Annotated in this window: 22 protein-coding genes, 2 tRNA genes and 3 pseudogenes; 20 read left to right on the top strand and 7 right to left on the bottom strand. The window is 64.8% G+C overall.

Annotation, left to right across the window (positions count from 1 at the left end):
* Positions 1-204 precede the first annotated feature (204 nt).
* The 14 genes from G3N94_RS21250 to G3N94_RS21185 all read left to right on the top strand — a co-directional run bounded on the left by G3N94_RS21250 (position 205) and on the right by G3N94_RS21185 (position 13,713).
* Positions 205-909, top strand: coding sequence for a CoA transferase subunit A (locus G3N94_RS21250; protein ID WP_205794536.1), 705 nt, complete (start codon positions 205-207; stop codon positions 907-909).
* Position 910: 1 nt separating this feature from the next.
* Positions 911-1,552, top strand: a complete 642-nt coding sequence (locus G3N94_RS21245) for a CoA transferase subunit B (RefSeq protein WP_205794535.1) — start codon at positions 911-913, stop codon at positions 1,550-1,552.
* Positions 1,553-1,783: 231 nt separating this feature from the next.
* Positions 1,784-2,689 (top strand): alpha/beta hydrolase, encoded by a 906-nt coding sequence (locus tag G3N94_RS21240; RefSeq protein WP_205794534.1) that lies wholly within the window; start codon positions 1,784-1,786, stop codon positions 2,687-2,689.
* 71 nt (positions 2,690-2,760) lie between these two features.
* Entirely contained in the window at positions 2,761-3,114 is a 354-nt protein-coding gene (locus G3N94_RS21235) for a RidA family protein (RefSeq protein WP_205794533.1), read from the top strand.
* Between the two features lie 39 nt (positions 3,115-3,153).
* Positions 3,154-5,394 carry a bifunctional (p)ppGpp synthetase/guanosine-3',5'-bis(diphosphate) 3'-pyrophosphohydrolase gene (locus tag G3N94_RS21230; RefSeq protein WP_205794532.1) on the top strand — a complete coding sequence of 747 codons (2,241 nt, stop codon included), beginning with the start codon at positions 3,154-3,156 and terminating at the stop codon, positions 5,392-5,394.
* Between the two features lie 89 nt (positions 5,395-5,483).
* A tRNA-Val gene (locus G3N94_RS21225) sits at positions 5,484-5,560 on the top strand.
* A gap of 269 nt (positions 5,561-5,829) precedes the next feature.
* Entirely contained in the window at positions 5,830-7,737 is a 1,908-nt protein-coding gene (gene thrS / locus G3N94_RS21220) for a threonine--tRNA ligase (RefSeq protein ID WP_205794531.1), read from the top strand.
* Between the two features lie 49 nt (positions 7,738-7,786).
* A complete protein-coding gene (gene infC, locus G3N94_RS21215; protein WP_205794552.1) occupies positions 7,787-8,311 on the top strand; it encodes a translation initiation factor IF-3 in 525 nt (174 codons plus the stop codon).
* 190 nt (positions 8,312-8,501) lie between these two features.
* Positions 8,502-8,699: a 50S ribosomal protein L35 gene (gene rpmI / locus G3N94_RS21210; RefSeq protein ID WP_004191477.1), complete on the top strand. Its 198-nt coding sequence runs from the start codon at positions 8,502-8,504 to the stop codon at positions 8,697-8,699.
* Between the two features lie 30 nt (positions 8,700-8,729).
* On the top strand, positions 8,730-9,089 hold the full coding sequence (gene rplT, locus G3N94_RS21205) for a 50S ribosomal protein L20 (RefSeq protein WP_004192938.1): 360 nt from the start codon (positions 8,730-8,732) through the stop codon (positions 9,087-9,089).
* Positions 9,090-9,237: 148 nt separating this feature from the next.
* Positions 9,238-10,251, top strand: a complete 1,014-nt coding sequence (gene pheS, locus G3N94_RS21200) for a phenylalanine--tRNA ligase subunit alpha (protein WP_205794530.1) — start codon at positions 9,238-9,240, stop codon at positions 10,249-10,251.
* Positions 10,252-10,334: 83 nt separating this feature from the next.
* The gene (gene pheT / locus G3N94_RS21195; RefSeq protein WP_205794529.1) at positions 10,335-12,764 is read left to right on the top strand and encodes a phenylalanine--tRNA ligase subunit beta; all 2,430 of its coding nucleotides are present in this window, start codon (positions 10,335-10,337) and stop codon (positions 12,762-12,764) included.
* Positions 12,765-12,848: 84 nt separating this feature from the next.
* Entirely contained in the window at positions 12,849-13,250 is a 402-nt protein-coding gene (locus tag G3N94_RS21190; protein WP_124603325.1) for an integration host factor subunit alpha, read from the top strand.
* Between the two features lie 46 nt (positions 13,251-13,296).
* Positions 13,297-13,713 (top strand): MerR family transcriptional regulator, encoded by a 417-nt coding sequence (locus G3N94_RS21185; RefSeq protein WP_205794528.1) that lies wholly within the window; start codon positions 13,297-13,299, stop codon positions 13,711-13,713.
* A 93-nt stretch (positions 13,714-13,806) separates the two neighbouring features.
* Here the strand turns inward: G3N94_RS21185 and G3N94_RS21180 are convergent, their stop codons facing one another.
* Positions 13,807-16,017, bottom strand: coding sequence for a hypothetical protein (locus G3N94_RS21180; protein ID WP_205794527.1), 2,211 nt, complete (start codon positions 16,015-16,017; stop codon positions 13,807-13,809).
* 315 nt (positions 16,018-16,332) lie between these two features.
* Positions 16,333-16,409, bottom strand: a tRNA-Pro gene (locus G3N94_RS21175).
* Between the two features lie 229 nt (positions 16,410-16,638).
* Here G3N94_RS21175 and bamC point away from each other — a divergent pair.
* A complete protein-coding gene (gene bamC / locus G3N94_RS21170; protein WP_205794526.1) occupies positions 16,639-17,853 on the top strand; it encodes an outer membrane protein assembly factor BamC in 1,215 nt (404 codons plus the stop codon).
* Positions 17,854-18,409: 556 nt separating this feature from the next.
* Positions 18,410-18,544 (top strand): annotated as a pseudogene (locus G3N94_RS43245) (antibiotic biosynthesis monooxygenase); the annotation flags it as partial.
* Between the two features lie 39 nt (positions 18,545-18,583).
* Here G3N94_RS43245 and G3N94_RS21165 read toward each other — a convergent pair.
* The 3 genes from G3N94_RS21165 to G3N94_RS21155 form a co-directional block, all read right to left on the bottom strand.
* The gene (locus tag G3N94_RS21165; protein WP_205794525.1) at positions 18,584-18,841 is read right to left on the bottom strand and encodes a DNA-binding protein; all 258 of its coding nucleotides are present in this window, start codon (positions 18,839-18,841) and stop codon (positions 18,584-18,586) included.
* A 137-nt stretch (positions 18,842-18,978) separates the two neighbouring features.
* Complete coding sequence (locus G3N94_RS21160) at positions 18,979-19,251, bottom strand: hypothetical protein (protein WP_205794524.1); 273 nt, start codon at positions 19,249-19,251, stop codon at positions 18,979-18,981.
* A gap of 211 nt (positions 19,252-19,462) precedes the next feature.
* Entirely contained in the window at positions 19,463-20,179 is a 717-nt protein-coding gene (locus G3N94_RS21155; protein WP_205794551.1) for a YdcF family protein, read from the bottom strand.
* Positions 20,180-20,337: 158 nt separating this feature from the next.
* Here G3N94_RS21155 and G3N94_RS21150 point away from each other — a divergent pair, with 158 nt between their 5' ends.
* On the top strand, positions 20,338-20,655 hold the full coding sequence (locus tag G3N94_RS21150; protein WP_205794523.1) for a hypothetical protein: 318 nt from the start codon (positions 20,338-20,340) through the stop codon (positions 20,653-20,655).
* Positions 20,656-20,843: 188 nt separating this feature from the next.
* Here G3N94_RS21150 and G3N94_RS42535 read toward each other — a convergent pair whose 3' ends face one another.
* Both G3N94_RS42535 and G3N94_RS21140 read right to left on the bottom strand, forming a co-directional pair.
* Positions 20,844-21,095 (bottom strand): hypothetical protein, encoded by a 252-nt coding sequence (locus G3N94_RS42535; RefSeq protein WP_241021987.1) that lies wholly within the window; start codon positions 21,093-21,095, stop codon positions 20,844-20,846.
* A gap of 244 nt (positions 21,096-21,339) precedes the next feature.
* Positions 21,340-21,726: pseudogene (locus G3N94_RS21140) on the bottom strand (transposase); the annotation flags it as partial.
* 418 nt (positions 21,727-22,144) lie between these two features.
* On the opposite strand from G3N94_RS21140, the gene G3N94_RS21135 reads away from it, so the two are divergent.
* From G3N94_RS21135 to G3N94_RS21125, 3 genes and pseudogenes are all read left to right on the top strand, one after another.
* Complete coding sequence (locus G3N94_RS21135; protein WP_205794521.1) at positions 22,145-23,047, top strand: LysR family transcriptional regulator; 903 nt, start codon at positions 22,145-22,147, stop codon at positions 23,045-23,047.
* Positions 23,048-23,305: 258 nt separating this feature from the next.
* Positions 23,306-24,337: an SMC-Scp complex subunit ScpB gene (gene scpB, locus G3N94_RS21130; protein ID WP_205794520.1), complete on the top strand. Its 1,032-nt coding sequence runs from the start codon at positions 23,306-23,308 to the stop codon at positions 24,335-24,337.
* A 60-nt stretch (positions 24,338-24,397) separates the two neighbouring features.
* Positions 24,398-24,722 (top strand): annotated as a pseudogene (locus tag G3N94_RS21125) (23S rRNA pseudouridylate synthase B); the annotation flags it as partial.

The following is a 24,722-nucleotide window of genomic DNA, read 5'->3' as shown; positions in this document are numbered from 1 at the left end:
TGCTTATGTATTTTTGCGTATTGTGCCGCATCCGCGCGGCATCGTACCCTTTCGGGCATCTCGCGGCGCTTGCCGCGGCATAAAAAGAAGCGCGTCGTCACGGCAGGCTTTGCTCGCCGTGCATAGAATGATGCGGCGGGCTCGCGAGCCACGCCGGCGCGCGAACCCAGATTCGCTGGTTTCCATAGAGGAAGGGACATACTGATGAATAAAGTCTATCCAGGCGCGGCTGCCGCGCTGGAAGGGATCGTCCGTGACGGTCAGACCTTCGCGGTGGGCGGCTTCGGCCTGTGCGGCATTCCCGAGGCGCTGATCGCTGCGCTGCGCGATTCGGGCGTCAAGGGCATCACCTGCATCAGCAACAACGCGGGTGTCGACGGCTTCGGTCTCGGCCTGTTGCTGGAAACGCGCCAGATCAAGAAGATGATCTCGTCGTATGTCGGCGAGAACAAGGAGTTCGAGCGCCAGTACCTGGCGGGCGAACTCGAGCTGGAATTCACGCCGCAGGGCACGCTCGCCGAGAAGCTGCGCGCGGGCGGCGCGGGCATCCCCGCGTTCTTCACGAATACGGGCTACGGCACCGTGATTGCGGAAGGCAAGGAAACGCGCCAGTTCGGCGACCGGCACTACGTGCTCGAGCCGTCGCTGACGGCCGACGTCGCACTCGTGAAGGCGTGGAAGGCCGACAAGTCGGGCAACCTGGTCTTTCGCCGCACCGCGCGCAATTTCAACCCGATGTGCGCGATGGCGGGCCGGATCACGGTCGCCGAGGTCGAGGAGATCGTCGAGAACGGCGAGCTCGATCCGGACCAGATTCACACGCCGGGGATTTTCGTGCAGCGGCTCGTGCTGAACGCGACGCCCGAGAAACGCATCGAACAACGCGTCGTGCGCGCGAAAGGAGACTGACATGGCTTGGAATCGTGACCAGATGGCCGCGCGCGCGGCGAAGGAACTGCAGGACGGCTTCTACGTGAACCTCGGCATCGGCCTGCCGACGCTCGTCGCGAACCACGTGCCGGAAGGCGTCGAAGTGTGGCTGCAGTCGGAGAACGGCCTGCTCGGCATTGGCCCGTCGCCGACCGAAGACGAAGTCGACGCCGACCTGATCAACGCAGGCAAGCAGACCGTCACGACGCTGCCGGGCTCGTCGATCTTCTCGTCGGCCGACTCGTTCGCGATGATCCGCGGCGGCCACATCAACCTCGCGATCCTCGGCGCGATGCAGGTCAGCAAGAACGGCGACCTCGCGAACTGGATGATTCCCGGCAAGATGATCAAGGGGATGGGCGGCGCGATGGACCTCGTCGCAGGCGTGAAGCGCGTCGTCGTGCTGATGGAGCATGTCGCGAAGGGCGACCAGCACAAGATCCTCGACGAATGCAACCTGCCGCTGACGGGCGTCGGCGTGGTCGACCTGATCATCACCGATCTCGGCGTGATCGAAGTGACGCCGGCTGGCCTCAAGGTGATCGAGCTCGCGGACGGCGTGACCGTCGAAGAGATCCAGGCGAAGACGGGCGCGCCGCTCGATGTAAGCGCGATCGCGTAAAGGCCGGTAGCGCGCCTGGCGCGCATCGCCTGTGACGCCCCGCATTCCCGACGGAATACGGGGCGTTTGTCATCCTGAAGAGGGCTGCGAGCCGGGCCACCGGATGCCGCGGCGCATCGCGCAACGGGCCGGCCGGGCCGACTTCCGCGGCGGAAGCGGTTTACAATCGGTCGCATCGGGTGGCGCGCTGCATGCGCCGCCGCGCAGCACCCGTTCGACAGGATGCCACCGATGCCAACAACCTCAGTGAATCACCTCGTTCCCCGCCAGCGGCGCGTGCAGTGCGCGAGCGCGGCCGGCCTTCACCATCTCGCCTACACCGAATGGGGCGACCCAGCGAACCCGCGCGTGCTCGTCTGCGTGCACGGACTGACGCGCTCCGGACGCGATTTCGATCGGCTCGCCGCGGCGCTGTCCGATACGTATCGCGTCGTATGCCCCGATGTCGTGGGGCGCGGCCAGTCGGGCTGGCTCGCGGATCCGAGGCTCTATGCGATCCCCCAGTACGTCGCCGACATGGTGACGCTGATCGCGCGCACCGGCGCCGAATCGGTCGACTGGTTCGGCACGTCGATGGGCGGCCTGATCGGCATGGCGCTCGCGGGGCTGCCCGGTTCGCCGGTGCGCCGGATGATCGTCAACGACGTCGGGCCGCGCATCGAGCCGGACTCGCTCACGCGAATCGGCGAATATCTCGGCGTGCAGCCGCGCTTTGCGACCGAGCAGCAGGGCATCGACTACCTGACTTCGCTGTCGCTGCCGTTCGGTGCGCTGTCGGACGACGAGTGGCGCGAGATCAATGCGCCGCTGCTGCGCGCGCTGCCGGACGGCGGCTGGACGATGCGCTACGACCCGCGGATTGCGGAGCCGTTCAAGGCGACGACACCCGAACTCGCGGCGCTCGGCGAGGCCGCGCTGTGGCACGCGATCGAGACGATGGCCGCGACGCTGCTCGTCGTGCGCGGTGTGTCATCCGATCTGCTGTCGCGCGAGACCGTCGCCGAAATGCAGCGGCGTGGCCGGCATGTGTCGCAGGCGGAAATCGACGGCGCGGGCCATGCGCCCGCGTTCATGAGCGCCGACCAGATCGCGCTCGCGCGCGGGTTTTTCCTCGGAGAGGGCGCATACGCGTCATAATATGCGGTTCGGCGTCGCGCGGGCCGCGTGGCTGCCGAACTCTTCACTCATTCATAGAACCGGAACATTCCATGGCAGTTACTCGTCACCACGTCGGCGCACGTCTTTCCGAAACCGCGATCCACAACGGTACCGTGTACCTCGCCGGCCAGATTGCCGAAGACACCACGCAGGACATCGTGGGCCAGACGCGCGAAGTGCTCGGCCACATCGACCGACTGCTCGCGGAAGCGAACAGCGACAACGCGCATCTGCTGTCGGTGCAGATCTACATCTCCGACATGGTCAATTTCGCGGGGATGAACGAAGCGTGGGACGAGTGGGTTGCGCAAGGCAACACGCCGCCGCGCGCCACCGTCGAGGCGAAGCTCGCGGATCCCGCGCTGCTCGTCGAGATCGTCGTCGTCGCCGCGCAGCGGAGCTGAGCGTCGTATCGAGATGACCGCATTCCGTCAGGCCGCAAGATGACCGTCGAATCCGTTTCCGCCGCCGCCGCGCCGTCGTTCGACGACGTGCTCGCGTTCGTGCGCGAGCACGCGGGCGACGTGCGTCTGTCGTCGGGCGAGTTGCTCGCCGATCATGCGGCCGGCACCGCAGCGATCATGGGCAGGCTGAACGTCGATCCGCCTGCCGTGCACGCCGCGGCGCTGTTCGCGCTGACACCGCACCTGAGCGATCCGGAGCGCGAGCTCACCGAGCGCTTCGGCGACGAGGTCGCGCGCCTCGTATCCGACGTGCGCAAGCTGCTGCGGCTCGGCACGGTCAGCCTGCGCGCCACGCAGAACGCGGGGGCCGACATGGGGCGCGACGCCGCGGCCGCGCGCCGTGCGCAGATCGAAGCGCTGCGCAAGATGCTGCTCGCGTTCGCGCAGGACATCCGCGTGGTGCTGATCCGGCTCGCGTCGCGCCTGCAGTCGCTGCGCTATTACGCGGCGGCGAAGGTCGATCCACCGCCGGACGTCGCGCGCGAAACGCTCGAGATCTACGCGCCGCTCGCGAACCGCCTCGGCATCTGGCAACTGAAATGGGAGCTGGAGGACCTGGCGTTCCGCTTCGAGGATCCGGTCACGTACAAGCGCATCGCGAAGCTGCTCGACGAGAAGCGCGTCGAGCGCGAGGCATATGTCGCGGAGGCGATCGGGAGCCTGCAGCGCGAGCTGGCGGACGCGAACATCCAGGCGGAGGTGAGCGGCCGGCCGAAGCACATCTACAGCATCTGGCGCAAGATGCGCGGCAAGGAGCTCGACTTCTCCGAGCTGTACGACGTGCGCGCGTTCCGCGTGATCGTGCCGGACATCAAGGATTGCTACACGGTGCTCGGCATCGTGCATCACCTGTGGCAGCCGGTGCCGAAGGAGTTCGACGACTACATCTCGCGTCCGAAGCCGAACGGCTACAAGTCGCTGCACACGGTCGTGATCGGCGACGACGGGCGCGCGTTCGAAGTGCAGATCCGCACCCAGGAGATGCACAACTTCGCGGAATACGGCGTGGCCGCGCACTGGCGCTACAAGGAAGCGGGCGCGCGCGGCTACGGCGGCCAGTTCTCCGCGAGCGACAAGTACGACGAGAAGATCGCGTGGCTGCGCCAGCTGCTCGCGTGGAAGGACGACGTCGAGGACGGCACTGGCGGCACCGGCGGTGCGGGCGGCAAGGCCTGGGCGCAGTTGCGCGAGACGTCGCTCGACGACGATCACATCTACGTGCTGACGCCGCAGGCGCGCGTGATCGCGCTGCCGCAGGGCGCGACGCCGGTGGATTTTGCGTATCACCTGCACAGCGAGCTGGGCCATCGCTGCCGCGGCGCGCGTGTCGACGGCGCGATGGTGCCGCTCAACACGTCGCTCTCGAACGGCCAGACGGTCGAGATCGTCGCGGTGAAGGAAGGCGGGCCGTCGCGCGACTGGCTGAATCCGCAGCTCGGCTACATGAAGAGCCCGCGTGCGCGGCAGAAGGTGCGCGCGTGGTTCAATTCGATCGAGCACGAAGAGAACATCGCGCATGGCCGCATGCTCGTCGAAAAGACGTTGCAGCGCGAAGGCAAGACGTCGGTCAATCTCGACAACCTCGCAGCGAAGCTCGGCTTCAAGACGCCCGACGAGCTGTTCTCGGTCGTCGGCAAGGAAGAGTTCAGCCTGCGCAACGTCGAGCATGCGTTGTCCGATGCGCCGCCGCCCGAGCCTGCGCCCGAGGCGCCCGCCGACTTCGAGAAGCGCAGCAGCGGCGCGAGCGTCGCACACGGCGCGTCGACCGGCGTGCTGGTGGTCGGCGTCGATGCGCTGTTGACGCAGCTCGCGCGTTGCTGCCGGCCTGCGCCGCCGGATCCGATCAGCGGCTTCGTCACGCGCGGCAAGGGCATGTCGATCCATCGCAGCGATTGCGAGACGTTTCGCCGGATGGCCGAGCGCGCGCCCGAGCGCGTGCTGCAGACCACCTGGTCTGCCGACGTGCTGGGCGGCCGTGGCGCATCGGTCTATCCGGTGGACCTGATGATCGAGGCGACCGACCGGCAGGGGCTGCTGCGCGACATCTCGGAAGTGTTCGCGCGCGAAAAGCTCAATGTCGTCGGCGTGAAGACGCAGAGCCGCCGCCATGCCGCATTCATGCAGTTCACGGTGGAGATTTCGAATTCGGCGCAGGTGCAGCGTGCATGCACGCTGCTCGGCGAGGTGCTCGGCGTCGTCCGGGCCGCCCGGAAAGCGTGACGGGTTGATCTGGTTCGAAATGATTTTGCTGCAAGTGCATAAAAACACTTGCCAACTGAAAATCAGCTCCTTATAATTTCAGCTTCTTCAGGCTCGTAGCTCAGCTGGTTAGAGCACCACCTTGACATGGTGGGGGTCGTTGGTTCGAGTCCAATCGAGCCTACCAACGAACAGGGGCATCTGGTTTTCCGGGTGCTCGAAGCAGTAAAAACTCAACGCGAACAAGGCGAATACGGTTATGACACCGCGAACGTTGACCGAAACCACTTCGGAGCGACGCTAGTCGAGGAACCCTTTCGCCCTTTCAGTTTGAGTGAAGTATCGAATGCGGCCCCTCGAAAGCGGGGCCGCATTTTTTTTGTCGAAAAAATTTCGCGCGGTGGTTTTCATCGCGTACCTGGTCTGCCGCCCACTGTCGGCATCACGGAGATTGCTATGGTTTCGATACGCTTGCCTGACGGCTCAGTTCGACAATACGAGCATCCGGTGACAGTCGCCGAGGTTGCGGCCTCGATCGGTCCCGGCCTTGCGAAGGCTGCGCTCGGCGGCAAGCTCGACGGCGAGCTCGTCGATACGTCGGCCGTGATCGATCGTGACGCATCGCTCGCGATCGTCACGGACAAGGATGCCGACGGCCTCGACATCATCCGTCACTCGACCGCGCACTTGCTCGCGTATGCCGTGAAGGAACTGCATCCGGACGCGCAGGTGACGATCGGCCCGGTGATCGACAACGGTTTCTATTACGACTTCTCGTACCATCGCCCGTTTACGCCGGAAGATCTGGAGCAGATCGAAAAGCGCATGCAGGAGATCGCGAAGAAGGATGAGCCCGTGACGCGCCGTGTCGTGTCGCGCGACGAGGCGGCGGGCTACTTCCGCAGCATCGGCGAGAAGTACAAGGCCGAGATCATCGAATCGATTCCGCAAAGCGACGAAATCAAGCTGTACTCGCACGGCGGCTTCACCGATCTGTGCCGCGGCCCGCACGTGCCGTCGACGGGCAAGCTGAAGGTCTTCAAGCTGATGAAGGTCGCGGGCGCATACTGGCGCGGCGACTCGAAGAACGAGCAGCTGCAGCGCATCTACGGCACGGCCTGGACGAAGAAGGAAGACCAGGACCAGTACCTGCACATGCTCGAGGAAGCGGAAAAGCGCGACCACCGCAAGCTCGGCAAGCAGCTCGACCTGTTCCACATGCAGGAAGAGTCGCCGGGCATGGTGTTCTGGCATCCGAAGGGTTGGGCGCTGTGGCAGCAGGTCGAGCAGTACATGCGCCGCCGCGTGAACGAAGCCGGCTACCTCGAGATCAAGACGCCGATGATCATGGACCGCTCGCTGTGGGAAGCGTCGGGCCACTGGCAGAACTACCGCGAGAACATGTTCACGACGGAGTCGGAGAAGCGCGACTACGCGATCAAGCCGATGAACTGTCCGGGCCACGTGCAGGTGTTCAAGCACGGCCTGCGCTCGTACCGCGACCTGCCGCTGCGCTACGCGGAATTCGGCTCGTGCCACCGCAACGAGGCGTCGGGCGCGCTGCATGGCCTGATGCGCGTGCGCGGCTTCGTGCAGGACGATGCGCACATCTTCTGTACGGAAGACCAGATCATTGCCGAGTCGATCGCGTTCAACAAGCTCGCGATGAGTGTGTACCAGGACTTTGGCTTCGAGCACATCGACATCAAGCTGTCGCTGCGCCCGGAGCAGCGCATGGGTTCCGATGAAACGTGGGACCGTGCGGAGCAGGGTCTGCGCGAGGCGCTGACCGCATGCGGCCTCACGTGGCAAGAGCTGCCGGGCGAAGGCGCGTTCTATGGCCCGAAGATCGAGTACCACATCAAGGATGCGCTCGGCCGGTCGTGGCAGTGCGGCACGCTGCAGCTCGACATGATGCTGCCGGAGCGCCTTGGCGCCGAGTATGTCGCGGATGACAGCAGCCGCCGTCGGCCGGTCATGCTGCACCGGGCGATCGTCGGTTCGATGGAGCGTTTCCTCGGCATTCTGATCGAGCACCATGCGGGTGCAATGCCGGTCTGGCTCGCGCCGATCCAGGCAGTTGTGCTCAATATCGCCGAAAGTCAGGCGGAATATGCGCAGTCTCTGGCCCAAACGTTGCAAAAACAAGGGGTTAGAGTGACGGCCGATTTGCGCAACGAGAAGATTAGCTATAAAATACGCGAGCACACGCTGGAAAAGGTGCCTTATCTGCTCGTCGTGGGCGACAAGGAGCGTGATGCACAAACGGTAGCCGTGCGTGCCCGTGGCGGCGTCGATCTTGGCGTAATGCCGGTCGAAGCCTTCGTTGAGCGTCTGCAGGAAGACCTGCGTTCGTTCAAGTAACCGCCCTGGCAGCGCGGCTCGTTTTTTTAATTTTTAGAGGAAACGTAACATCGCTACTGATAAGTCGTCGCATCGCATCAACGGTGAAATCACTGCGCCGGAAGTGCGTCTGGTCGGGCTCGAGAACGAACCGCTCGGTATCGTAAAACTCGTTGATGCGTTCCGTAAATCGGAAGAACTGGATGTCGATCTGGTGGAAATCGCGCCGCAAGCGGTTCCGCCGGTGTGCCGCCTGATGGACTACGGCAAGTTCAAGTATCAGGAGTCCAAGAAGCAGCACGAAGCGAAGCTGAAGCAGAAGGTCATCCAGGTGAAGGAAGTCAAGTTCCGCCCGGGTACCGATGACGGGGATTACAACGTCAAGCTCCGCAACCTCATGCGCTTCCTCGAGGAAGGCGACAAGACGAAGATCACGTTGCGTTTCCGCGGCCGCGAAATGGCTCACCAGGAAATCGGCATGCGGATGCTCGAACGTCTGCGCACCGATCTCGAGGAAGTCGGCCAGGTTGAGCAGATGCCGAAGATGGAAGGGCGCCAGATGATCATGGTGCTCTCGCCGAAGAAGAAGAAGTAACGGGCCCGCGCGCTGGTCGCGCAGGTTCGGAAGTGGTTCGGCGCGTCGCCCGGTCAGGGCGGCGCGCCAACGATGACGGCGGCTGCGCAAGCGGGTCGCCGTACACAAGTGGACTGGGTTTCGAAGGGCGGATCAAGGGCGCAAGCCAACCGCACACCCATCGCCATCTAATAAACTGGAGTTGTTCGTCATGCCTAAGATGAAGACCAAGAAGAGCGCTGCAAAGCGCTTCGTGGTGCGTCCGGGCGGTACCGTCAAGCGCGGTCAAGCCTTCAAGCGCCACATCCTGACCAAGAAAACCACGAAGAACAAGCGTCACCTGCGCGGCGCAACGGCAGTTCATGATTCCGATCTGAACTCCGTCCGCGCGATGCTGCCGTTCGCGTAACCCCTCAACTGATACTCCAAGGAGAGAAACATGCCTCGAGTCAAACGTGGGGTAACCGCACGGGCCCGCCACAAGAAGATCATCAACCTGGCCAAGGGTTATCGCGGCCGCCGCAATAACGTCTACCGCATCGCCAAGCAGGCGGTGATGCGCGCTGGCCAGTACGCGTACCGCGATCGCCGCAACAAGAAGCGTGTGTTCCGCGCACTGTGGATCACGCGTATCAACGCGGCAGTTCGCCAGCACGACATGACCTACAGCGTGTTCATCAACGGCCTGAAGAAGGCGTCGATCGAACTCGACCGTAAGGTGCTGGCCGACATGGCGGTGTTCGACAAGGCTGCTTTTGCTGCGATCGTCAAGCAGGTGAAAGCCGCCGTTGCAGCCTAATTGCGAAATTAGCACTGCGTGGTGAGTTGCAGCGATGTTCCGGTAGTCTCGGCCGCTGCAGCGAAAACGGGGCTCTTCCGAGCCCCTTTTTTGTTTGGTGGGCGATTTCGCTCGCCAAGACCGAATGACGTTGGAAATGATGGGATCTATGGATCTGGACCAGATTGTCGCCGACGCGCAGCAGTCCTTCGAACAGGCTGCCGACATCACCACGCTCGAAAACGAGAAAGCCCGCTTCCTCGGCAAGTCGGGTGCGCTGACCGAGTTGCTGAAGGGCCTCGGTAAGCTCGATCCCGAAGCACGCAAGACCGAAGGCGCACGCATCAATGTCGTGAAGCAGCAGGTCGAAGCCGCGCTGACCGCGCGCCGTCAGGCGCTGGCGGACGCGCTGCTGAACCAGCGCCTCGCCGCCGAGGCAATCGACGTCACGCTGCCGGGCCGCGGCGCCGGCGCGGGCAGCCTGCACCCGGTGATGCGCACGTGGGAGCGTGTCGAACAGATTTTCCGTACGATCGGCTTCGACGTGGCCGACGGTCCCGAGATCGAGACCGACTGGTACAACTTCACGTCGCTGAACAGCCCGGAGAACCATCCGGCGCGTTCGATGCAGGACACGTTCTACGTCGAAGGCAAGGATGCCGACGGCCGCCAGCTGCTGCTGCGCACGCACACGAGCCCGATGCAGGTGCGCTATGCGCGCATGAACCGCCCGCCGATCAAGGTGATCGCGCCGGGCCGCACGTATCGCGTCGATAGCGATGCGACCCACTCGCCGATGTTCAATCAAGTCGAAGGGCTGTGGATCGACGAGAACATCAGCTTCGCCGACCTGAAGGGCGTCTACACCGACTTCCTGAAGAAATTCTTCGAGCGCGACGACATTCTCGTGCGCTTCCGTCCGTCGTATTTCCCGTTCACGGAGCCGTCGGCCGAGATCGACATGATGTTCGAGCACGGCAAGAATGCCGGCAAGTGGCTCGAGATTTCCGGCTCGGGGCAGGTGCATCCGACCGTGATCCGCAACATGGGCCTCGATCCGGAGCGCTACATCGGCTTTGCGTTCGGTAGCGGCCTCGAGCGTCTGACGATGCTGCGCTACGGCGTCCAGGACCTGCGTCTGTTCTTCGAGAACGACCTGCGTTTCCTGCGCCAGTTCGCGTAACGCGCTCGCTGCGCCGACTTGTGCCCGTGCGCGCTTCGTAGCGAGCCGGGCGTCGATCCAACCTGTTTCGAACGTAGACATCCATGCAATTCCCTGAATCCTGGTTGAGAACCTTTGTCGATCCGCAACTGACGACCGACGAGCTGTCGCACGCGCTGACGATGGCGGGGCTCGAAGTCGAGTCGCTGACCAAGGCTGCGCCGCCGACGTCGAAGATCGTCGTCGGGCGGGTGCTCGAAGTCGTCAAGCATCCGGATGCGGACAAGCTCAATGTCTGCCAGGTCGACGCCGGCACGGGCGCGACGCTGAACATCGTGTGCGGCGCACCGAACGTGGTGCCGGGCATCAAGGTGCCGGTCGCGCTGGTCGGCGCGGAACTGCCGCCCGCGGAAGAAGGCGGCAAGCCGTTCGCGATCAAGCTGTCGAAGCTGCGCGGCGTCGAGAGCCAGGGGATGCTGTGCTCGGCGCGCGAGCTGAAGCTGTCCGAAGATCACAGCGGCCTGCTGATCCTGCCGGAAGACACGCCGGTCGGCCAGGACATCCGCGACACGCTGAACCTCGACGACACGATCTTCGAAATCAAGCTGACGCCGAACAAGGCCGACTGCCTGTCGGTGTTCGGCATCGCGCGCGAGACGTCCGCGATCACCGGCGCGCCGCTCACGCCGGTCGACATCCGCCCGGTGCACGTCGAGCTCGACGAGACGCTGCCGGTCCGGATCGCCGCACCGGACCTGTGCGGCCGCTTCTCGGGCCGCGTGATCCGTGGCGTGAACGCACGCGCAAAGACGCCGCAATGGATGGTCGAGCGCCTCGAGCGCGCGGGCCAGCGCAGCGTGTCGGCACTCGTCGATATCTCGAACTACGTGATGTTCGAGCTTGGCCGCCCGTCGCACGTGTTCGACCTGGACAAGATCCACGGCGGCATCGACGTGCGCTGGGGCAAGCGCGGGGAATCGCTGAAGCTGCTGAACGGCAACACGATCGAACTCGACGAGACGGTCGGCGTGATCTCGGACGACCGCCAGGTCGAGAGTCTCGCGGGCATCATGGGCGGTGACAGCACGGCCGTCACGCTCGACACGACCAATATCTACCTCGAAGCGGCGTTCTGGTGGCCGGACAGCATCCGCGGCCGCGCGCGCAAGTACAACTTCTCGACCGATGCCGCGCACCGTTTCGAGCGCGGTGTCGATTACGCAACGACCGTCGAGCATGTCGAGCGCATCACGCAGCTGATCCTCGACATCTGCGGCGGCAAGGCAGGCCCGGTCGACGACCAGGCCGTCAATCTGCCGCAGCGCGCGCCGGTGACGATGCGCGTGTCGCGCGCGAACCGCATCATCGGCGTGAAGATCGACGGCGATGAAATTGCGAGCATCTTCACGCGTCTCGGCCTGTCGTTCGAGCGCAATGACGACGTGTTCTCGATCACGCCGCCGTCGCACCGCTTCGACATCGAGATCGAGGAAGACCTGATCGAGGAAGTGGCGCGCATCTACGGCTTCGAGAAGATTCCGGCGCGTCCGCCGGTCGCGACGAGCGAGATGCGCGCGACGAACGAGACGCAGCGCTCGATCCACGACATCCGTCACGCGCTCGCCGCGCGCGACTATGCGGAAACCGTCAACTTCAGCTTCGTCGACGCGGAGTGGGAGCGCGATTTCGCGGGCAACGACAACCCGATTCGTCTGCTCAATCCGATCGCGAGCCAGCTGTCGGTGATGCGCACGACGCTGTTCGGCAGCCTGATCGCCGTGCTGCGCCACAACCTGAACCGCCGTGCGGATCGCGTGCGCGTATTCGAGGCGGGCCGCGTGTTCCTGGCCGATCCGTCGGTCAAGGCCGGCGAGCTGGCGGTCGAAGGTTATGCGCAGCCGAAGCGCGTCGGCGCGCTGGCCTATGGTCCGGCGGTCGACGAGCAGTGGGGCGTACCGACCCGTGTAGTCGACTTCTTCGACGTGAAGGGCGATATCGAGGCGCTGCTCGCGCCGACGTCGGCGCGCTTCGTGAAGGCCGAGCATCCGGCACTGCACCCGGGCCGCTGCGCGTGCATCGAAGTCGACGGCCGCGCAGTCGGCTGGATCGGCGAGCTGCACCCGCGCCTGATGCAGAAGTACGAGCTGCCGCATGCGCCGGTGATGTTCGAGATCGACACCGACGCGCTCGTCGCGCGCGCGCTGCCGGCACCGACCGAGGTGTCGAAGTTCCCGCCGGTGCGCCGCGATATCGCGGTCGTGGTCGACCAGGCGGTCGAAGTCCAGGCGCTCTTCGACGAGATGAAGAAGGCGCTGGCCGACGACGCGTGCCGATTCGTTCAGAAGGTTGTACTCTTCGACGAATTTCGTGCAAAATCAAATACTTCCGGTGGCCTTGCCGCGCACGAGAAGAGCCTTGCGTTCCGCGTGACGCTGCAGGACACGGCTGGCACGCTCCAGGACGAGGTCGTCGATCTGGCGATCCAGACGCTTGTCGAGCGGATGGCGCGCGTCGGCGCACGCCTGCGCGGCTAAGGAGCCGGCAGCGCCCGGGCGCGACACCGCCCGGGCGGCCGGTTCCTCATCGTGAGTTTTGGTTTAACGCGCTGTATGGCAGATATGAACGACATGACCTCGAGTGAATTCGAAGCCCTCCTGACGGCGCAGCGTAGCGCCATGAACCGCGACGCTTCGGCGCCGGCGTCCGCCGAGACGCCGACGCTGACGAAGGCGGAACTGGCGGAGCTGCTGTTCGACAGCGTCGGGCTGAACAAGCGTGAAGCGAAGGACATGGTCGAGGCATTTTTCGAAGTGATCCGCGACGCGCTCGAGAACGGCGAAAGCGTCAAGCTGTCGGGGTTCGGCAATTTCCAGCTGCGCGACAAGCCGCAGCGCCCGGGCCGTAATCCGAAGACGGGCGAGGCGATTCCGATTGCCGCGCGTCGAGTGGTAACCTTCCACGCGAGCCAGAAGCTGAAGGCGCTGGTCGAAAACGGCGCGGAGCCAAGCCCCGCGCGCTGACGCCCCCGCGCGGCCGCCGCGCACCTACACCGATGGTTGACTGACGATGACCACGACGGTTGAGAAAGTCGTCTTGCCTCCGATTCCCGCGAAGCGCTATTTCACGATCGGCGAAGTCAGCGATCTGTGTGGCGTGAAACCGCATGTGCTGCGCTACTGGGAGCAGGAATTCACGCAGTTACGGCCGGTGAAGCGGCGAGGAAACCGCCGGTATTACCAGCATCACGAGGTGCTGCTGATCAGGCGGATCCGCGAACTCCTGTACGAACAGGGCTTTACGATCAACGGCGCCCGCAACCGGCTCGAATCGCCGGGCGGTGCGCATGACGCCGAGCCGGCAGCCGAGAGCGCCGGCGCCGCCGAGCAGACGCGGGCTCCGTCCCGTCCGGTAGGCGCGACCGTCGACGTTGCCGCGCTGCGGCAGGCGCTGCTCGATGTGATCGACGGATTGAAGCACGACTGAGCGCAGATTGCGCGAAGACAGAAAAAGCCCGGCTGGCGTCGTCATCGCCCCGGGCTTTTTCACGTCTGCCGGACGCCGCGCGGGTCCGCCGGCTCAGCGCGCGGCCAGCGGATTCGGCTGCCCCATGTCGACGACCAGCGTGCCGTCCGGCAGCATCCGTACCGAGCCCTGCGCGACCTGGCTGCGGTAGCCGTACAGGTCGAACCGCATCGGGCCGGCTTCGGCCGAATTCTGGATCAGCGCGCGCACGTTCAGTTCGAGCACGTTGAACATCTTCATGTCGCCGCCTTCCATCCACATGTAGCTGTGCGCCGGAATCTGCGGGCGCGTCGGCGCGGGTGCATCCGGCACGCGCCTGAACGTGAGGCGCAGTCCGTCGGGCTGGACCGTAGCCTGCGCGAGCCTGCCATTCAGCACGGGCGGCGGGAACACCGTGTACTGGTCGAGCACGAGCGTGTCGCCGCGCAGTTCGGCGCCGCGACGTTGCAGCGGCGTCAGCGACGCAAGCTCGATGCCGAGCGAGCGCAGCAGTTTGGCCTGCGGGATGCCGAGTACCGACACTTGTGTCGGTGCGAACGCGATGTGGCGGTCGTCGAGCACCGACAGCGAGCCCTTCATGTCGGTCGGCAGCCAGACCCCCGGCACGTGGTTCCACAGCTTGATCCCGCCCTGCACGCGCAGGTTCTGGCCGTCTGCGCTCAGTTGCAGGTCGTTCAGCGAGCGCGGCGAGTAGTCGAGCAGGTAGTGGTTGAACAGCGCCGACATGGCCTTCCACGACTCGACGACCGTGCCGCCGAGGATGCGGATGTCGTACTGGTTCGGGTCGTCGAGATCGACAGGCTCGCCGGGTCGTTTCGCGACGAGCTGCACGTCGAGATCCTCGACATGGAAGCCGATGTCGCCGGACAGGTTGAAATCGACGTTGCGCAGGTGGATCGTCGGATGTCGGTTCGACACGTGCCGCTCGTTGAACGGCACGTTCGCCGTGCGGCGCATCGCCACTTTCCGGATGCCGGGCCGCGCGGCATCGTTCACGAGCGCAGACGCTTCCCAGTGCTGGCGGATGTCGCGCAGCGTGCTTTGCTGCGCGGCGAGGTAACTGTCGTTCAGGCGTGCTGACGGGTTGCCGAGCGGCGTGCCGCTTGCGGCGCCCGCGTACGACGGCATCCGGATCGCCATCGCGCCGCGCTCGTCGAAATTGAAATAGCCGGCCGACACCTGGTCGCGGTAGTGGTACAGGTCGAACACGAAATTCTGTCCGGCCTTCGGCGTGTCGGCCGCGCTGATCAGGATGTCGGCATTCATCGGCATCGAGCGCATGAATTTCACGTCGCCGCCGCGGATATACATCGCCTGCTGCGGTGCGTTCGCGGGCATCGCGAAGCCGGCGCGGGTGCCGTCGTCGAGCGTCAGGTCGAGCCCCGCAGGCGTCACGCGCAGCGCCGTGATCGTGAGCTTCAGGCGCGGCGGCGGCATCAGCCTGTCGACCGACATCACGAGATCGTCGCCGGAAAGGCGTGCGATCGGCGTGTCGACCTTGAGCAGGTCGGCCATCTTCACGTTGGCGGCACGCATCACCGGTTGTGCGTCGAGACCCGACACGCGCACGCCGCTCGGATGGAACACGAGCTGACTGCCGTCGCGGATCGCGAGCGTGCCGGTGAGCGAGAACGGCACCCAGCCGTCGCGTAGCATCTCGCCCTGCAGATGGATCACGCCGTCGCCGGTCGACACGACGAGCTTGCGCAGCGGCGCGTTGCGATAACCGAAGATATAGGTATTGAAGAGTGCCGTCAGCTTCGCGCCGTCGAGCGTGACCGCACCCCGATGCACGTCGATCTCGAAGCTCGTCGGATCGTCGAACACGATCGGTGCACCGGCCTGGGTCGGCATGAGCGTCGCCGACAGCTGGTGAATGTAGAAACCGAGATTGTTGACGATGCGGAAATCGACGTCGCGCAGGAAGGTCATCGCGCCGTTCTGGCCGGAGTCGCGCAGCGTGAACGGGCGGGGCTGCGTGATGCGGATCGACGCAAGCGACGGCACGGTGCGCGCGATCTGCTGTTCGCGGGCGAGACGCTCGGCCTTCGCGCGTTCGAGTGTCGTCGACGCGGCCGGTGCGCTGCCGTCGCGCTGCGCGGCGGGTTCCGCGCAGCCCGCGCCGAGCAGTGCAATCGCGAGCGCGCCGCAGCTGAATGCGTGCAGCGTGCGCCGCGATGCAGCATGGGCCGCGCGTCGCGGGCCGGAAGTCGATTCAGGTGTTGCCAAAGGCGAGCGATGGCCGCGCCGGACCGCATTCCGCATCGTCTGTCTCCGTGTCTTGTCGTGAGCGTCCGCACCATGCGTGTCATATGTGCCATATGTTTCAATACGCGCGGCAGCATCGTGCGTCGTTGCGATGCAGTGTGGCATAGCGCGTTAGAGCCGCGTCACCAAACAGCGGGAGCGGAGGGGGACCGTGCGGACGGGCGGTGCGACAAAGGAGACGAGGCGATGTGCGGGCAGGATCAAACGGTCGTTTGCCTGCGGATGCCGGGAGGAAGGGCGGCGAGGTTCGTCACAGAAACTTGCCGCAGAAACGAAAAACCCGCACAGCCTTACGCTGTGCGGGTTCTTGTCTGGTCGGGGCGAGAGGATTTGAACCTCCGACCACCTGCACCCCATGCAGGTACGCTACCAGGCTGCGCTACGCCCCGAAAGCATGAGAGTATATCAGACACTTTTCCAATTTAGAACGGGTCGCATGCATTTTGTGAATGTTTCCGTGTCCGCCCACTCGGGAGCATCGTTTGTGTCGGCGGCGCGGCCCTGGACGAGCACTGCAATTCACTTGCCCGGTTTTTGCACAGCGTGCCGCTGCACCGGTAAAATGCACGGTTGATCCACGGAAAGCGCCGTGATTTAGCGGAAGAGGATTCCCCGAACATGACTGATCTTCGTCTTACCATGCGGTTTGCTGCAGTGCTCGCCACCGGCGCGCTCGTTGCCGGTTGCGGTACGTCGTCGCCCACGAAAGTGGACTACAAGAGCGACTCGAAATCGAAGGAGGTTTCGCTCGCAGTGCCGCCCAACATGCTCGACGAGACGGCCGATCAGCGCTCGCTTCCTCCCCAGGGCGGCGCGACCTCCCTGTCGACGCTGCAGCAGGTCCAGCAGGCGGCGCCGCCCGTCGATTCCGTCGTGCCGGCCGTGACCGGCATGCATATCCAGCGTGATGGCAGCGAGAGCTGGCTTGTCGTCGACGGCAAGAAGCCGGCCGACATCTGGCCGCAGATCCGCCGCTTCTGGCAGGAGCAGGGCTTCCTGCTCGTCGTCGACCAGCGCGACAAGGGCGTGATGGAGACCGACTGGAACGAAACCCATCCGCAGATCAACGATGGCCTGATCCGCAGCGTGATTTCGAAGGCGATGGGCAATTCGTACGTGACCGCGGAACGCAACAAGTACCGTACGCGTCTCGATGCGGCGCCGAACGGCGGCACCTATGTGTTCATCAGCCAGAAGGGCATGCGCGAGGCGCTGACCGGCCAGAGCAACGATTCGAGCAAGTGGGAGCCGAAGCCGAACGATCCGGCGCTCGAAACCGAGTACCTGAAGCGGCTGATGGCCGTTCTCGCGCAGAACGACCTGCGTGCGAAGAACGGCGAGCCGCCGATCGCGAACATCCGCGAAACCGAGCCGGCGAAGGACAAGAAGAGCGACGCCGCGTCGTCGAAGGCGGCGGCCGCGGTTGCGGCGCAGAACGTTGCGAGCGCGTCGTCGCAAGGCGCTAACGATGCGTCCGACGTGACGGGTGCCGTTCCGTCGGAAGTGACGCTCGGCGAACCGTACGACCGCTCGTGGCTGCACGTCGGTCTCGCGCTCGATCGTGCGAACTTCACCGTCGACGATCGCGATCGCACGAAGGGGCTGTATTTCGTGCGCTACGTCGATCCGAAGGATTTGACCGCCGCCGAACAGGGGTTCTGGAGCCAGTTGTTCCACGGCAAGAAGGAAAAACAGGCGAAGCAGTATCGCGTGAACGTGAAGGCACTCACGTCTGACCAGACCCGTGTCGCGGTCGTTGACGAATCGGGGGCGATCGATACGTCGGTGCCCGCGCGTCAGATCATGGGGCTGCTCGTGAATCAACTGCGCTGATCGCTACATCCGTTCGCGCATCATGAAGCCCGCCTTTCTGGCGGGCTTTTTTTTATTCTTACGCGCGCACTTCGTGCTTCCCTCCGCGCGTTCCCCGCGATCAGACCCTCGGCGTGACGTTACGTAACATCCGGGTGTTACGGGCGACAGAACAGGTGCGCCGTTGCGCTTCTTGAATAATTGTCCTTATAAATCAATGGTGTGTTGGCTTGTTATGCGTTGGCACGGAATCTGCTCTTAATAGCGGAATCGTTAGGACAGGGAGGATGGCGCCAGGTACCGGGCATGCGTCGCGAACGCGTGACAAAGACAAAAGGTATCGGCGTCGTCAAATGCCGGCGCAGCAAGCGTCGGCGCAACCGATGACGATCCGCGCATGGGCGCGGATCTCGATGGCCCCGTCGCCTATCCTCGTAGGGCGACGGTTTCGCCCGCGCTTCTCGCGAAGCGCGGGCAATTTTTTTGGTGGCCTGTCTTTATCGCGTGTGCCGGTGCGGCAGCCGATGGAATCGCGTCAGCTCGAATTCTTTGATCCGACGGGCGGGAGTGGCGGAAATTGCAGTCGTGGGAGGGCGAGGTGGCGCTGGCCGTGCACGCGCGTTCCGCGCACATCCTCGCTTGTCGCGATGCAGCGGCGGACCGGATCGCGCATTCGGAGATCCGCGAGCTGGCGAGGATCGTCCGAGGGTAGGGCAGTCGCGCGCGTGGCGCCCGACTGCCGCTCGGTGCGTCAGTGCGACGCGTTGGGGACGTCGAGGATCAGGATGATCGTCCAGTCCGCGTCGCCGTCGTGATGGTATTGACGTTCGGCGACGATGAACGGCTGCTGCTTGCCTTGCGGGCCGAGAAAGAGCACGTCGCCTTCCATCGGCAGGCATTCGATCGGCGGCAGTGCGAGAAACGCATCTTCCGAGCCGCGCGGCATCAGTTGCTTGATCTGGCGAGTGGCGGCCTCGGTCCACTCGATGTCGAGTTGAATGTTGCTCATGCTGTCCTCCGCACCGGGGTGCGTACGGGGTGGAAATGTTCGGTGCGCGACTTTAGCACAGCGTACCGGAGCCGCAACCAAAAAAGCCGAACCCGGTTGCCCGGATTCGGCTTTTCTCAATGCGGTGCCGTTGAAGCTTACTGGCTGGCGGCTTCGGCCGGAGCGGCCTTCTTGGCGGCCTTCTTCGCAGCCTTGTGATGTGCTGCCTTCTTCGCGTGGTGTTGTTCTTCCTGCATCGCCGGCTCGGCTGCCTGCTGAGCTTGCTGCTGCTGCAGGGCCTGAGCGCGTTGCTCGATCTCGGAGATCTTGGCCGGATCGGTGATGGTCTTGATTTCCGTGCTCTCTTGCGCATACGCTGCGCCAGTCAGCGCCGACATCGCAACCAGGATAGCCAGGGACGTCTTTTTCATTGCTTACCTCCGCTAAGTGGTGATGAACCCGAGTGTTGCCGTTCTGTCTGGCGACTGCAATCGAGTGCGTGCCGAGTTTAACAAAAGTGACGGATCAGTGTGCATTGGAACGCATCTCGGCACAACCTTGCGTTGAAGTCGCGCAACACTTGCCGCGGGCAGTCACGCGCGTGCCATCGCGTTGCGCCAGGCTCCCTGTCATCGGGCATGCTCAGAACCACCCGAGCCAGCGATACACGTGAAATTGTGCGATGCCGACCAGTTCGTGCGCCGCTTGCTCGGCATTGGCCAGGTTTTGCCAGCGCGGCAGCCATCCCGTCGTCGCGTCGCGGCGGTTCGCAAAGACCGGTTGCGGTTCGATGTCGAAGCGGCGGAAATCGAGCAGCGCGCGCCGCATCTGGTACGACGATGTGACGAGGATCCGCTCGTCGTCATGTCGTGAGCGTAGTATAGGTGCCGTGAACTTCGCGTTTTCGTATGTCGTGCGGCTGTTTGCCTCGAGGGTCAGATCTTCCGGGGCGACGCCTCCGGCGACGAGATACGGCGCGTAGGTTGCGGCTTCGGTTGCGCCGTGTCGCTGCGGGTCGCCGCCGGATACGATGACCGTGCAGCGGTCGGCTTGCCGCCGGCAGGCGCGGTACAGCTCGGCGACCTTGCGGATGCGGGCGTAGCCGTCCGCAGGCGGCACGAGTCGCCCGTCGATGTGTTTGGTGCCTGCGCCGAGCAGGATCAGCGCGGTGTGTCCGCGCATGGCCGGATGCTCGACCGGGGTCACGCCCGCCTGCGTCCAGGCAATGAGCGGCGCCGCGAGCCAGCCGGTCGCGAGCAGCCAGAACACGGCGAAAGTGACAATTGCAATCGTGCGCCGCAGCTTGCGTAAGAACACGAATGCAATGAAGAGAAGTGCAAATGAATAGAACAGAATCAATTTGATTGGGGTATGGTGTCTTTTTATGGAGGGCTGATGATCCGGCCCCGACTCGACGCCGAGTGTCCGGCCTCCAGAATCGGTGGTGGCGCCGGTGGGCGGAGACTCTGCCCGGCGCGCCGCTTGGCATTGTCGCTGCACTTTAAGAAAGAATCGAGATGGCCACGTATTCCAACGAAGCGGTGCTCGACGCGCTGAGGCGAGTGCAGTATCGCCAGGTACCGTGGGCGCGTCGCCCGGGCGTATTCGAGTATCTCCGGTCGCTCGGGCTGATGGACACGGTCAGGCAGAAGACCGTTGCGCCCGCGCCGGGTTTTCATGCGCCTGTCGACATCGCCGTGCTGACCGACAGCGGCCGCGCCGAATTCGCGCGCCTCGAGCGCGACGAGAAATCGATTTCCTGGACTGATCGCCGAATGGACGATTACGTGCTCAGCGAAGCGAGCGCCGTCGCGATTCTCGAAAGCCGCCTCTAGCGCCGCCTCTAGCCCGTGTCGCGCCGGCCGGCGGCGCGACAAAAAAAAGCCCGTATCACGAGGATACGGGCGTACCGGATACTTTTCGCTGCTGCCACGCTGTGCTCATGGCAACGATGTTGACCCATCGCCGCGTCGGTCAGTTCCCGAATGCGGAAATTTTCTTTGATCGGCGTGTCGGCGCCCGGTTACGGATGCCGGGGTGCGTCTTGCTGCGGCAGGCCGATGCGCGCGCGTGCGTTGCTCGCGATGTCGCCGCGCAAGTCACCGCGAGGAACCGTCTGTCGGCCGGACTGGTCCGCCCCGGGAGGCGTGTGCAGGTTGCCTTTGTGTTCCTGCTGCCGGTGCGGTTGCTTGTTGCGGTCGTCGGCGTGCGCGGGCGACGCAAGTGCCAGTGAAACAACAATGCCGCATGCAGCGAGCAGTGACATTGTTTTCATGGCGGGCTCCCTCAAGCCGTCGATGCGACCTGTTGATATGACGCTAAGGTAAGCGCGGGAGTGCAGGCTTGCTGTAAATATTGGTAAATAGATGTATCGCGACAAAACAGCGACAGTCGGTCAACTGCGGGTCAATCGCGCGGGCCAACAGCGCCGGTCTCTCGGTCGACGCCGCGAAGCCGTTGCCCGGAAAGAAACCGGGCGGCCGAAGCCGCCCGATGCAGTATCCGGTTCAGGCCATCTTGACCGGTGCGCGCCAGGATTCCGGGTTGGTCCAGAACGCACCGCGCAGCCGGTCGCGGCTCGGCGGTGCAGGCGGCTTGGCCGCGCTCGCGCCGATGCGGCCGCGCAGCGAGATCTGACGGCCGCTCGTGCCGAGTCGCTTGACGATTTCGGCGAGCGTGCCATCGGCTTGCCATTCGTCGAAGCGGCGGCGGCAGGTTGGCGGCGACGGATAGCGGCCAGGCAGCTTGGACCAGCCTTCGCCGGTCGACAGCACCCACAGCACCGCGTTCACCACCGAACGGGCTTCCACGCGTGGACGGCCGCGACGCTCACTTCGTGCGGGCTCCGAACAAAACAGACCTTCCACCAGCGCCCATTCGTTATCTCTCAAATCGTCGAACAGCATCATGTCCTCACCTCAGCGAAGCTAACTCCGGTGCGCTGCCCTGCGCCGCGCACTCTTCAAGCACTCGGCCATCGAGTGCCGGGTGGGGGCCTCCGGTTTGGCCGTAACGGATTTCTGCGATCCGTCAGACGAAACCTGCGCCCTGTGCGACTGGTAATGCACGAAGCGTGCCACGTAGGAGGGGAACTCCTCGGGAGCCGCTTGGCAGCGAGCCGACGGCTACGTCAGCTAGGGGCGTATAAGACGCCAAAAAGACCCGACAGCAAATCAGGACAATCACCAATCTTGTGCAATTCGCCCGTGCCGCGTGCGTTTGCGCGCATATTGCACCGCAGCGAAACATGTGAATCCGGTGCCGGATTCACGCAATGGCGCACTAGAATCGCGCATCGATGCCAGAGATTGATGAGGTGGGGACATGAACGTGACGCTGCGCCAGCTTCGCGTGTTCATCGAGGTCGCGCGGCTCAGGAGCTTCAGCCGCGCGGGCGACGAGATCGGACTCACGCAGTCCGCGGTGAGCCGCTGCGTGCGCGAACTCGAGGCGGAGCTCGGGCTGAAGCTGATCGACCGGACGACGCGCGACGTGCAGCTGACCGACGCGGGCGCGAACCTGATCGCGAGCGTGTCGCGGCTGATCGACGACCTCGACGACACGCTGCGCGAAATTCGCGAAATCGGCGAACAGCGCCGCGGGCGCGTGATCGTGGCGGCGAGCCCGACGATAGCGTGCCGGCTGATGCCGCGCGTCGTGGCGGCTTGCGAGCGGCAGTTTCCGTTCGTCACGCTCGGCCTGCGCGACGACGTGCAGAGCGACGTGCTGCGCAAGGTGAAGTCGAGCGAGGTCGATTTCGGCGTCGTGATCGGGCCGCTCAGTGCCGCCGACCTCGTGAACGAGCCGTTGATGACCGATTCGTTCTGTCTCGTCGCGCGCGCCGACCATCCGCTCGCGTCGCGCGCGCAAGTGCCGTGGACGGCGCTGAACGGCGAGCGGCTCGTGCTGCTCGACCACGCGTCGGGCAGCCGGCCGCTGATCGATGCGGCGCTGGCCGCACATCGGGTGAATGCGACGGTGGTGCAGGAGCTCGGCCATTCGGCGACGGTGTTCGGGCTCGTCGAGGCGGGCGTCGGTGTGAGCGTGCAGCCGTGGCTGTCGCTGCCGTTGCCGGCCGGTTCGACGCTCGTCGCGCGTCCGCTCACGCCGCGCGCCGAGCGCACCGTCGAGCTGGTGCGTCGCCGCGACCGTTCGCTGTCGCCGGCCGCGCAGGCAATCTGGGGGCTCGTACGGCAGATGCCCGCGCGGGCCGAGGATCTCGAGTGACGGCAGGCGCGCGACGGTGGCTCATCGGCGGCTCATCTTTACGCACTCGGCAATTTTGCGTAAGATGGCGCTCAGTCACGCGGTTCCGTCGTTGAATCGCGCTGTTCCGTCCGGTCTGGGCCTGGCTTGAAGTGGTTTCGCCGCCCCCGGTTCGTGCTCCCATCAATATGACCGATCAGAATCGGGCGAGCGCGTCTTCCGTTCCTTTCGTCTGTTTGTTGATCCGGTTCGTTTGACCACAGGGTCTGGCCTAGCTGCATGAATACCCAAGAGGCGAAGATCGTCCTCGAGACTGCTTTGATCTGCGCGCAGGAGCCGCTGAAGCTCGGCGATTTGCGCAAGCTATTTGCCGACAGCGTGTCGGCTGACACGGTCCGCACGTTGCTCGAAGATCTGAAACAGGACTGGTCCGGCCGCGGCGTCGAACTGGTTGCGCTGGCGAGCGGATGGCGCTTTCAGAGCAAGCCGGCGATGCGCAGCTTTCTCGATCGCCTGCATCCCGAGAAGCCGCCGAAATATTCGCGCGCGGTGCTCGAGACGCTGGCGATCATCGCGTACCGGCAGCCGGTCACGCGGGGCGACATCGAGGAAATTCGCGGCGTCACGGTCAACACGCAGGTGGTCAAGCAGCTCGAGGATCGCGGCTGGATCGAGGTGATCGGGCATCGCGACGTGCCGGGGCGTCCGGCGCTGTACGCGACGACCAAGCAGTTCCTCGACGATCTCGGCCTGAAGGCGCTCGACGAGCTGCCTGCGCTCGAGGAGCCGGCGGCGAACATCGAGGCCGCGCTGCTCGCGCAGCACGCGATCGACTTCGACGACAGCGTGCCGGCCGCCGACGATGCGTCGGCCGACAGCGATGCGGTGTCGCCGCAGGATGCGCCCGGCTTGCCGGCGCCGGCGGACTCGCAGTCGGGCGTCGGCGGTGACGACGCGTCGGCGCAGGAATTGCCGAACCGCGCTACGCTCGAGGCGGGTGGCGCACAAACGGAACAGGCCGGCGCCGAAGCAGCGCCGGTGGGCGTGCAGCCCGTGCCGCTGCACGCGGAGTTGTACGAGGAAGATCGCAAGCCGGACGCCGAAGCGGCGGCCGGCGACGGAACGGAAGCGGCCGACGACAGGCCTGGCGTGATCGTTCACGCCGGCACGGCGCATTCCCGTCCTGCGGACGAAGAGATGCTGGACGACACGTCCGACAGTCTCGCGGATGCCGTACGCAGCGCCAGCGCCCCCGTCGGCGCGGACGCGCTGCCGGACGACGAAGCAGAACCCGAACAGCGTCGCGCCTGAACGCGGCCGATTCCATGCCGCGCCCGCGCAGGGCGCGAGACCTGACATTTTGAGGTTGTTTTGACTGATATCCACGATATTGAATCGTCCGCGCCTGCCGTGCAGGCAGCGCGTGCCGACGATGCGCCCGAACAGGGCGCCCCGGTCGAGGGCGGTGACGAGCGCCCCCGTCGCGGCCTGCGGCGCGGTCCGCGCAGCCTGATCGCGCGCCGTCGCGCAGCGGCGACGACGAAGGGCGCCGAGGGTGCGCCGCAGGGCGCAGAGGGTGCCGAGGCCGGCGCCGAGACGCCCGCCGACGCCGCGCACGCGCCACCGGCGCGTGCGCCGCGCCAGGAAGGCGCGGCACACGGCGGACGTAAGCCCGCGGAGGGCGTGCGCCAGCCGC

Source organism: Burkholderia sp. Ac-20353 (assembly GCF_017104785.1).
In the GTDB taxonomy this organism is placed as follows: domain Bacteria; phylum Pseudomonadota; class Gammaproteobacteria; order Burkholderiales; family Burkholderiaceae; genus Burkholderia.
This window is presented reverse-complemented; position numbering and strand designations above follow the sequence as displayed.

Coding starts and splice junctions, on each gene's coding strand:
- thrS (WP_205794531.1), top strand. CDS start 5,830: ATGGTTTCGATACGCTTGCCTGACGGCTCAGTTCGACAATACGAGCAT.
- G3N94_RS21245 (WP_205794535.1), top strand. CDS start 911: ATGGCTTGGAATCGTGACCAGATGGCCGCGCGCGCGGCGAAGGAACTG.
- G3N94_RS21135 (WP_205794521.1), top strand. CDS start 22,145: ATGAACGTGACGCTGCGCCAGCTTCGCGTGTTCATCGAGGTCGCGCGG.
- G3N94_RS42535 (WP_241021987.1), bottom strand. CDS start 21,095: ATGAAAACAATGTCACTGCTCGCTGCATGCGGCATTGTTGTTTCACTG.
- pheS (WP_205794530.1), top strand. CDS start 9,238: ATGGATCTGGACCAGATTGTCGCCGACGCGCAGCAGTCCTTCGAACAG.
- G3N94_RS21190 (WP_124603325.1), top strand. CDS start 12,849: ATGAACGACATGACCTCGAGTGAATTCGAAGCCCTCCTGACGGCGCAG.
- G3N94_RS21230 (WP_205794532.1), top strand. CDS start 3,154: ATGACCGTCGAATCCGTTTCCGCCGCCGCCGCGCCGTCGTTCGACGAC.
- scpB (WP_205794520.1), top strand. CDS start 23,306: ATGAATACCCAAGAGGCGAAGATCGTCCTCGAGACTGCTTTGATCTGC.
- G3N94_RS21235 (WP_205794533.1), top strand. CDS start 2,761: ATGGCAGTTACTCGTCACCACGTCGGCGCACGTCTTTCCGAAACCGCG.
- G3N94_RS21160 (WP_205794524.1), bottom strand. CDS start 19,251: ATGAAAAAGACGTCCCTGGCTATCCTGGTTGCGATGTCGGCGCTGACT.
- bamC (WP_205794526.1), top strand. CDS start 16,639: ATGACTGATCTTCGTCTTACCATGCGGTTTGCTGCAGTGCTCGCCACC.
- rpmI (WP_004191477.1), top strand. CDS start 8,502: ATGCCTAAGATGAAGACCAAGAAGAGCGCTGCAAAGCGCTTCGTGGTG.
- pheT (WP_205794529.1), top strand. CDS start 10,335: ATGCAATTCCCTGAATCCTGGTTGAGAACCTTTGTCGATCCGCAACTG.
- G3N94_RS21250 (WP_205794536.1), top strand. CDS start 205: ATGAATAAAGTCTATCCAGGCGCGGCTGCCGCGCTGGAAGGGATCGTC.
- G3N94_RS21165 (WP_205794525.1), bottom strand. CDS start 18,841: ATGAGCAACATTCAACTCGACATCGAGTGGACCGAGGCCGCCACTCGC.
- G3N94_RS21240 (WP_205794534.1), top strand. CDS start 1,784: ATGCCAACAACCTCAGTGAATCACCTCGTTCCCCGCCAGCGGCGCGTG.
- G3N94_RS21185 (WP_205794528.1), top strand. CDS start 13,297: ATGACCACGACGGTTGAGAAAGTCGTCTTGCCTCCGATTCCCGCGAAG.
- rplT (WP_004192938.1), top strand. CDS start 8,730: ATGCCTCGAGTCAAACGTGGGGTAACCGCACGGGCCCGCCACAAGAAG.
- G3N94_RS21150 (WP_205794523.1), top strand. CDS start 20,338: ATGGCCACGTATTCCAACGAAGCGGTGCTCGACGCGCTGAGGCGAGTG.
- G3N94_RS21180 (WP_205794527.1), bottom strand. CDS start 16,017: ATGCGGAATGCGGTCCGGCGCGGCCATCGCTCGCCTTTGGCAACACCT.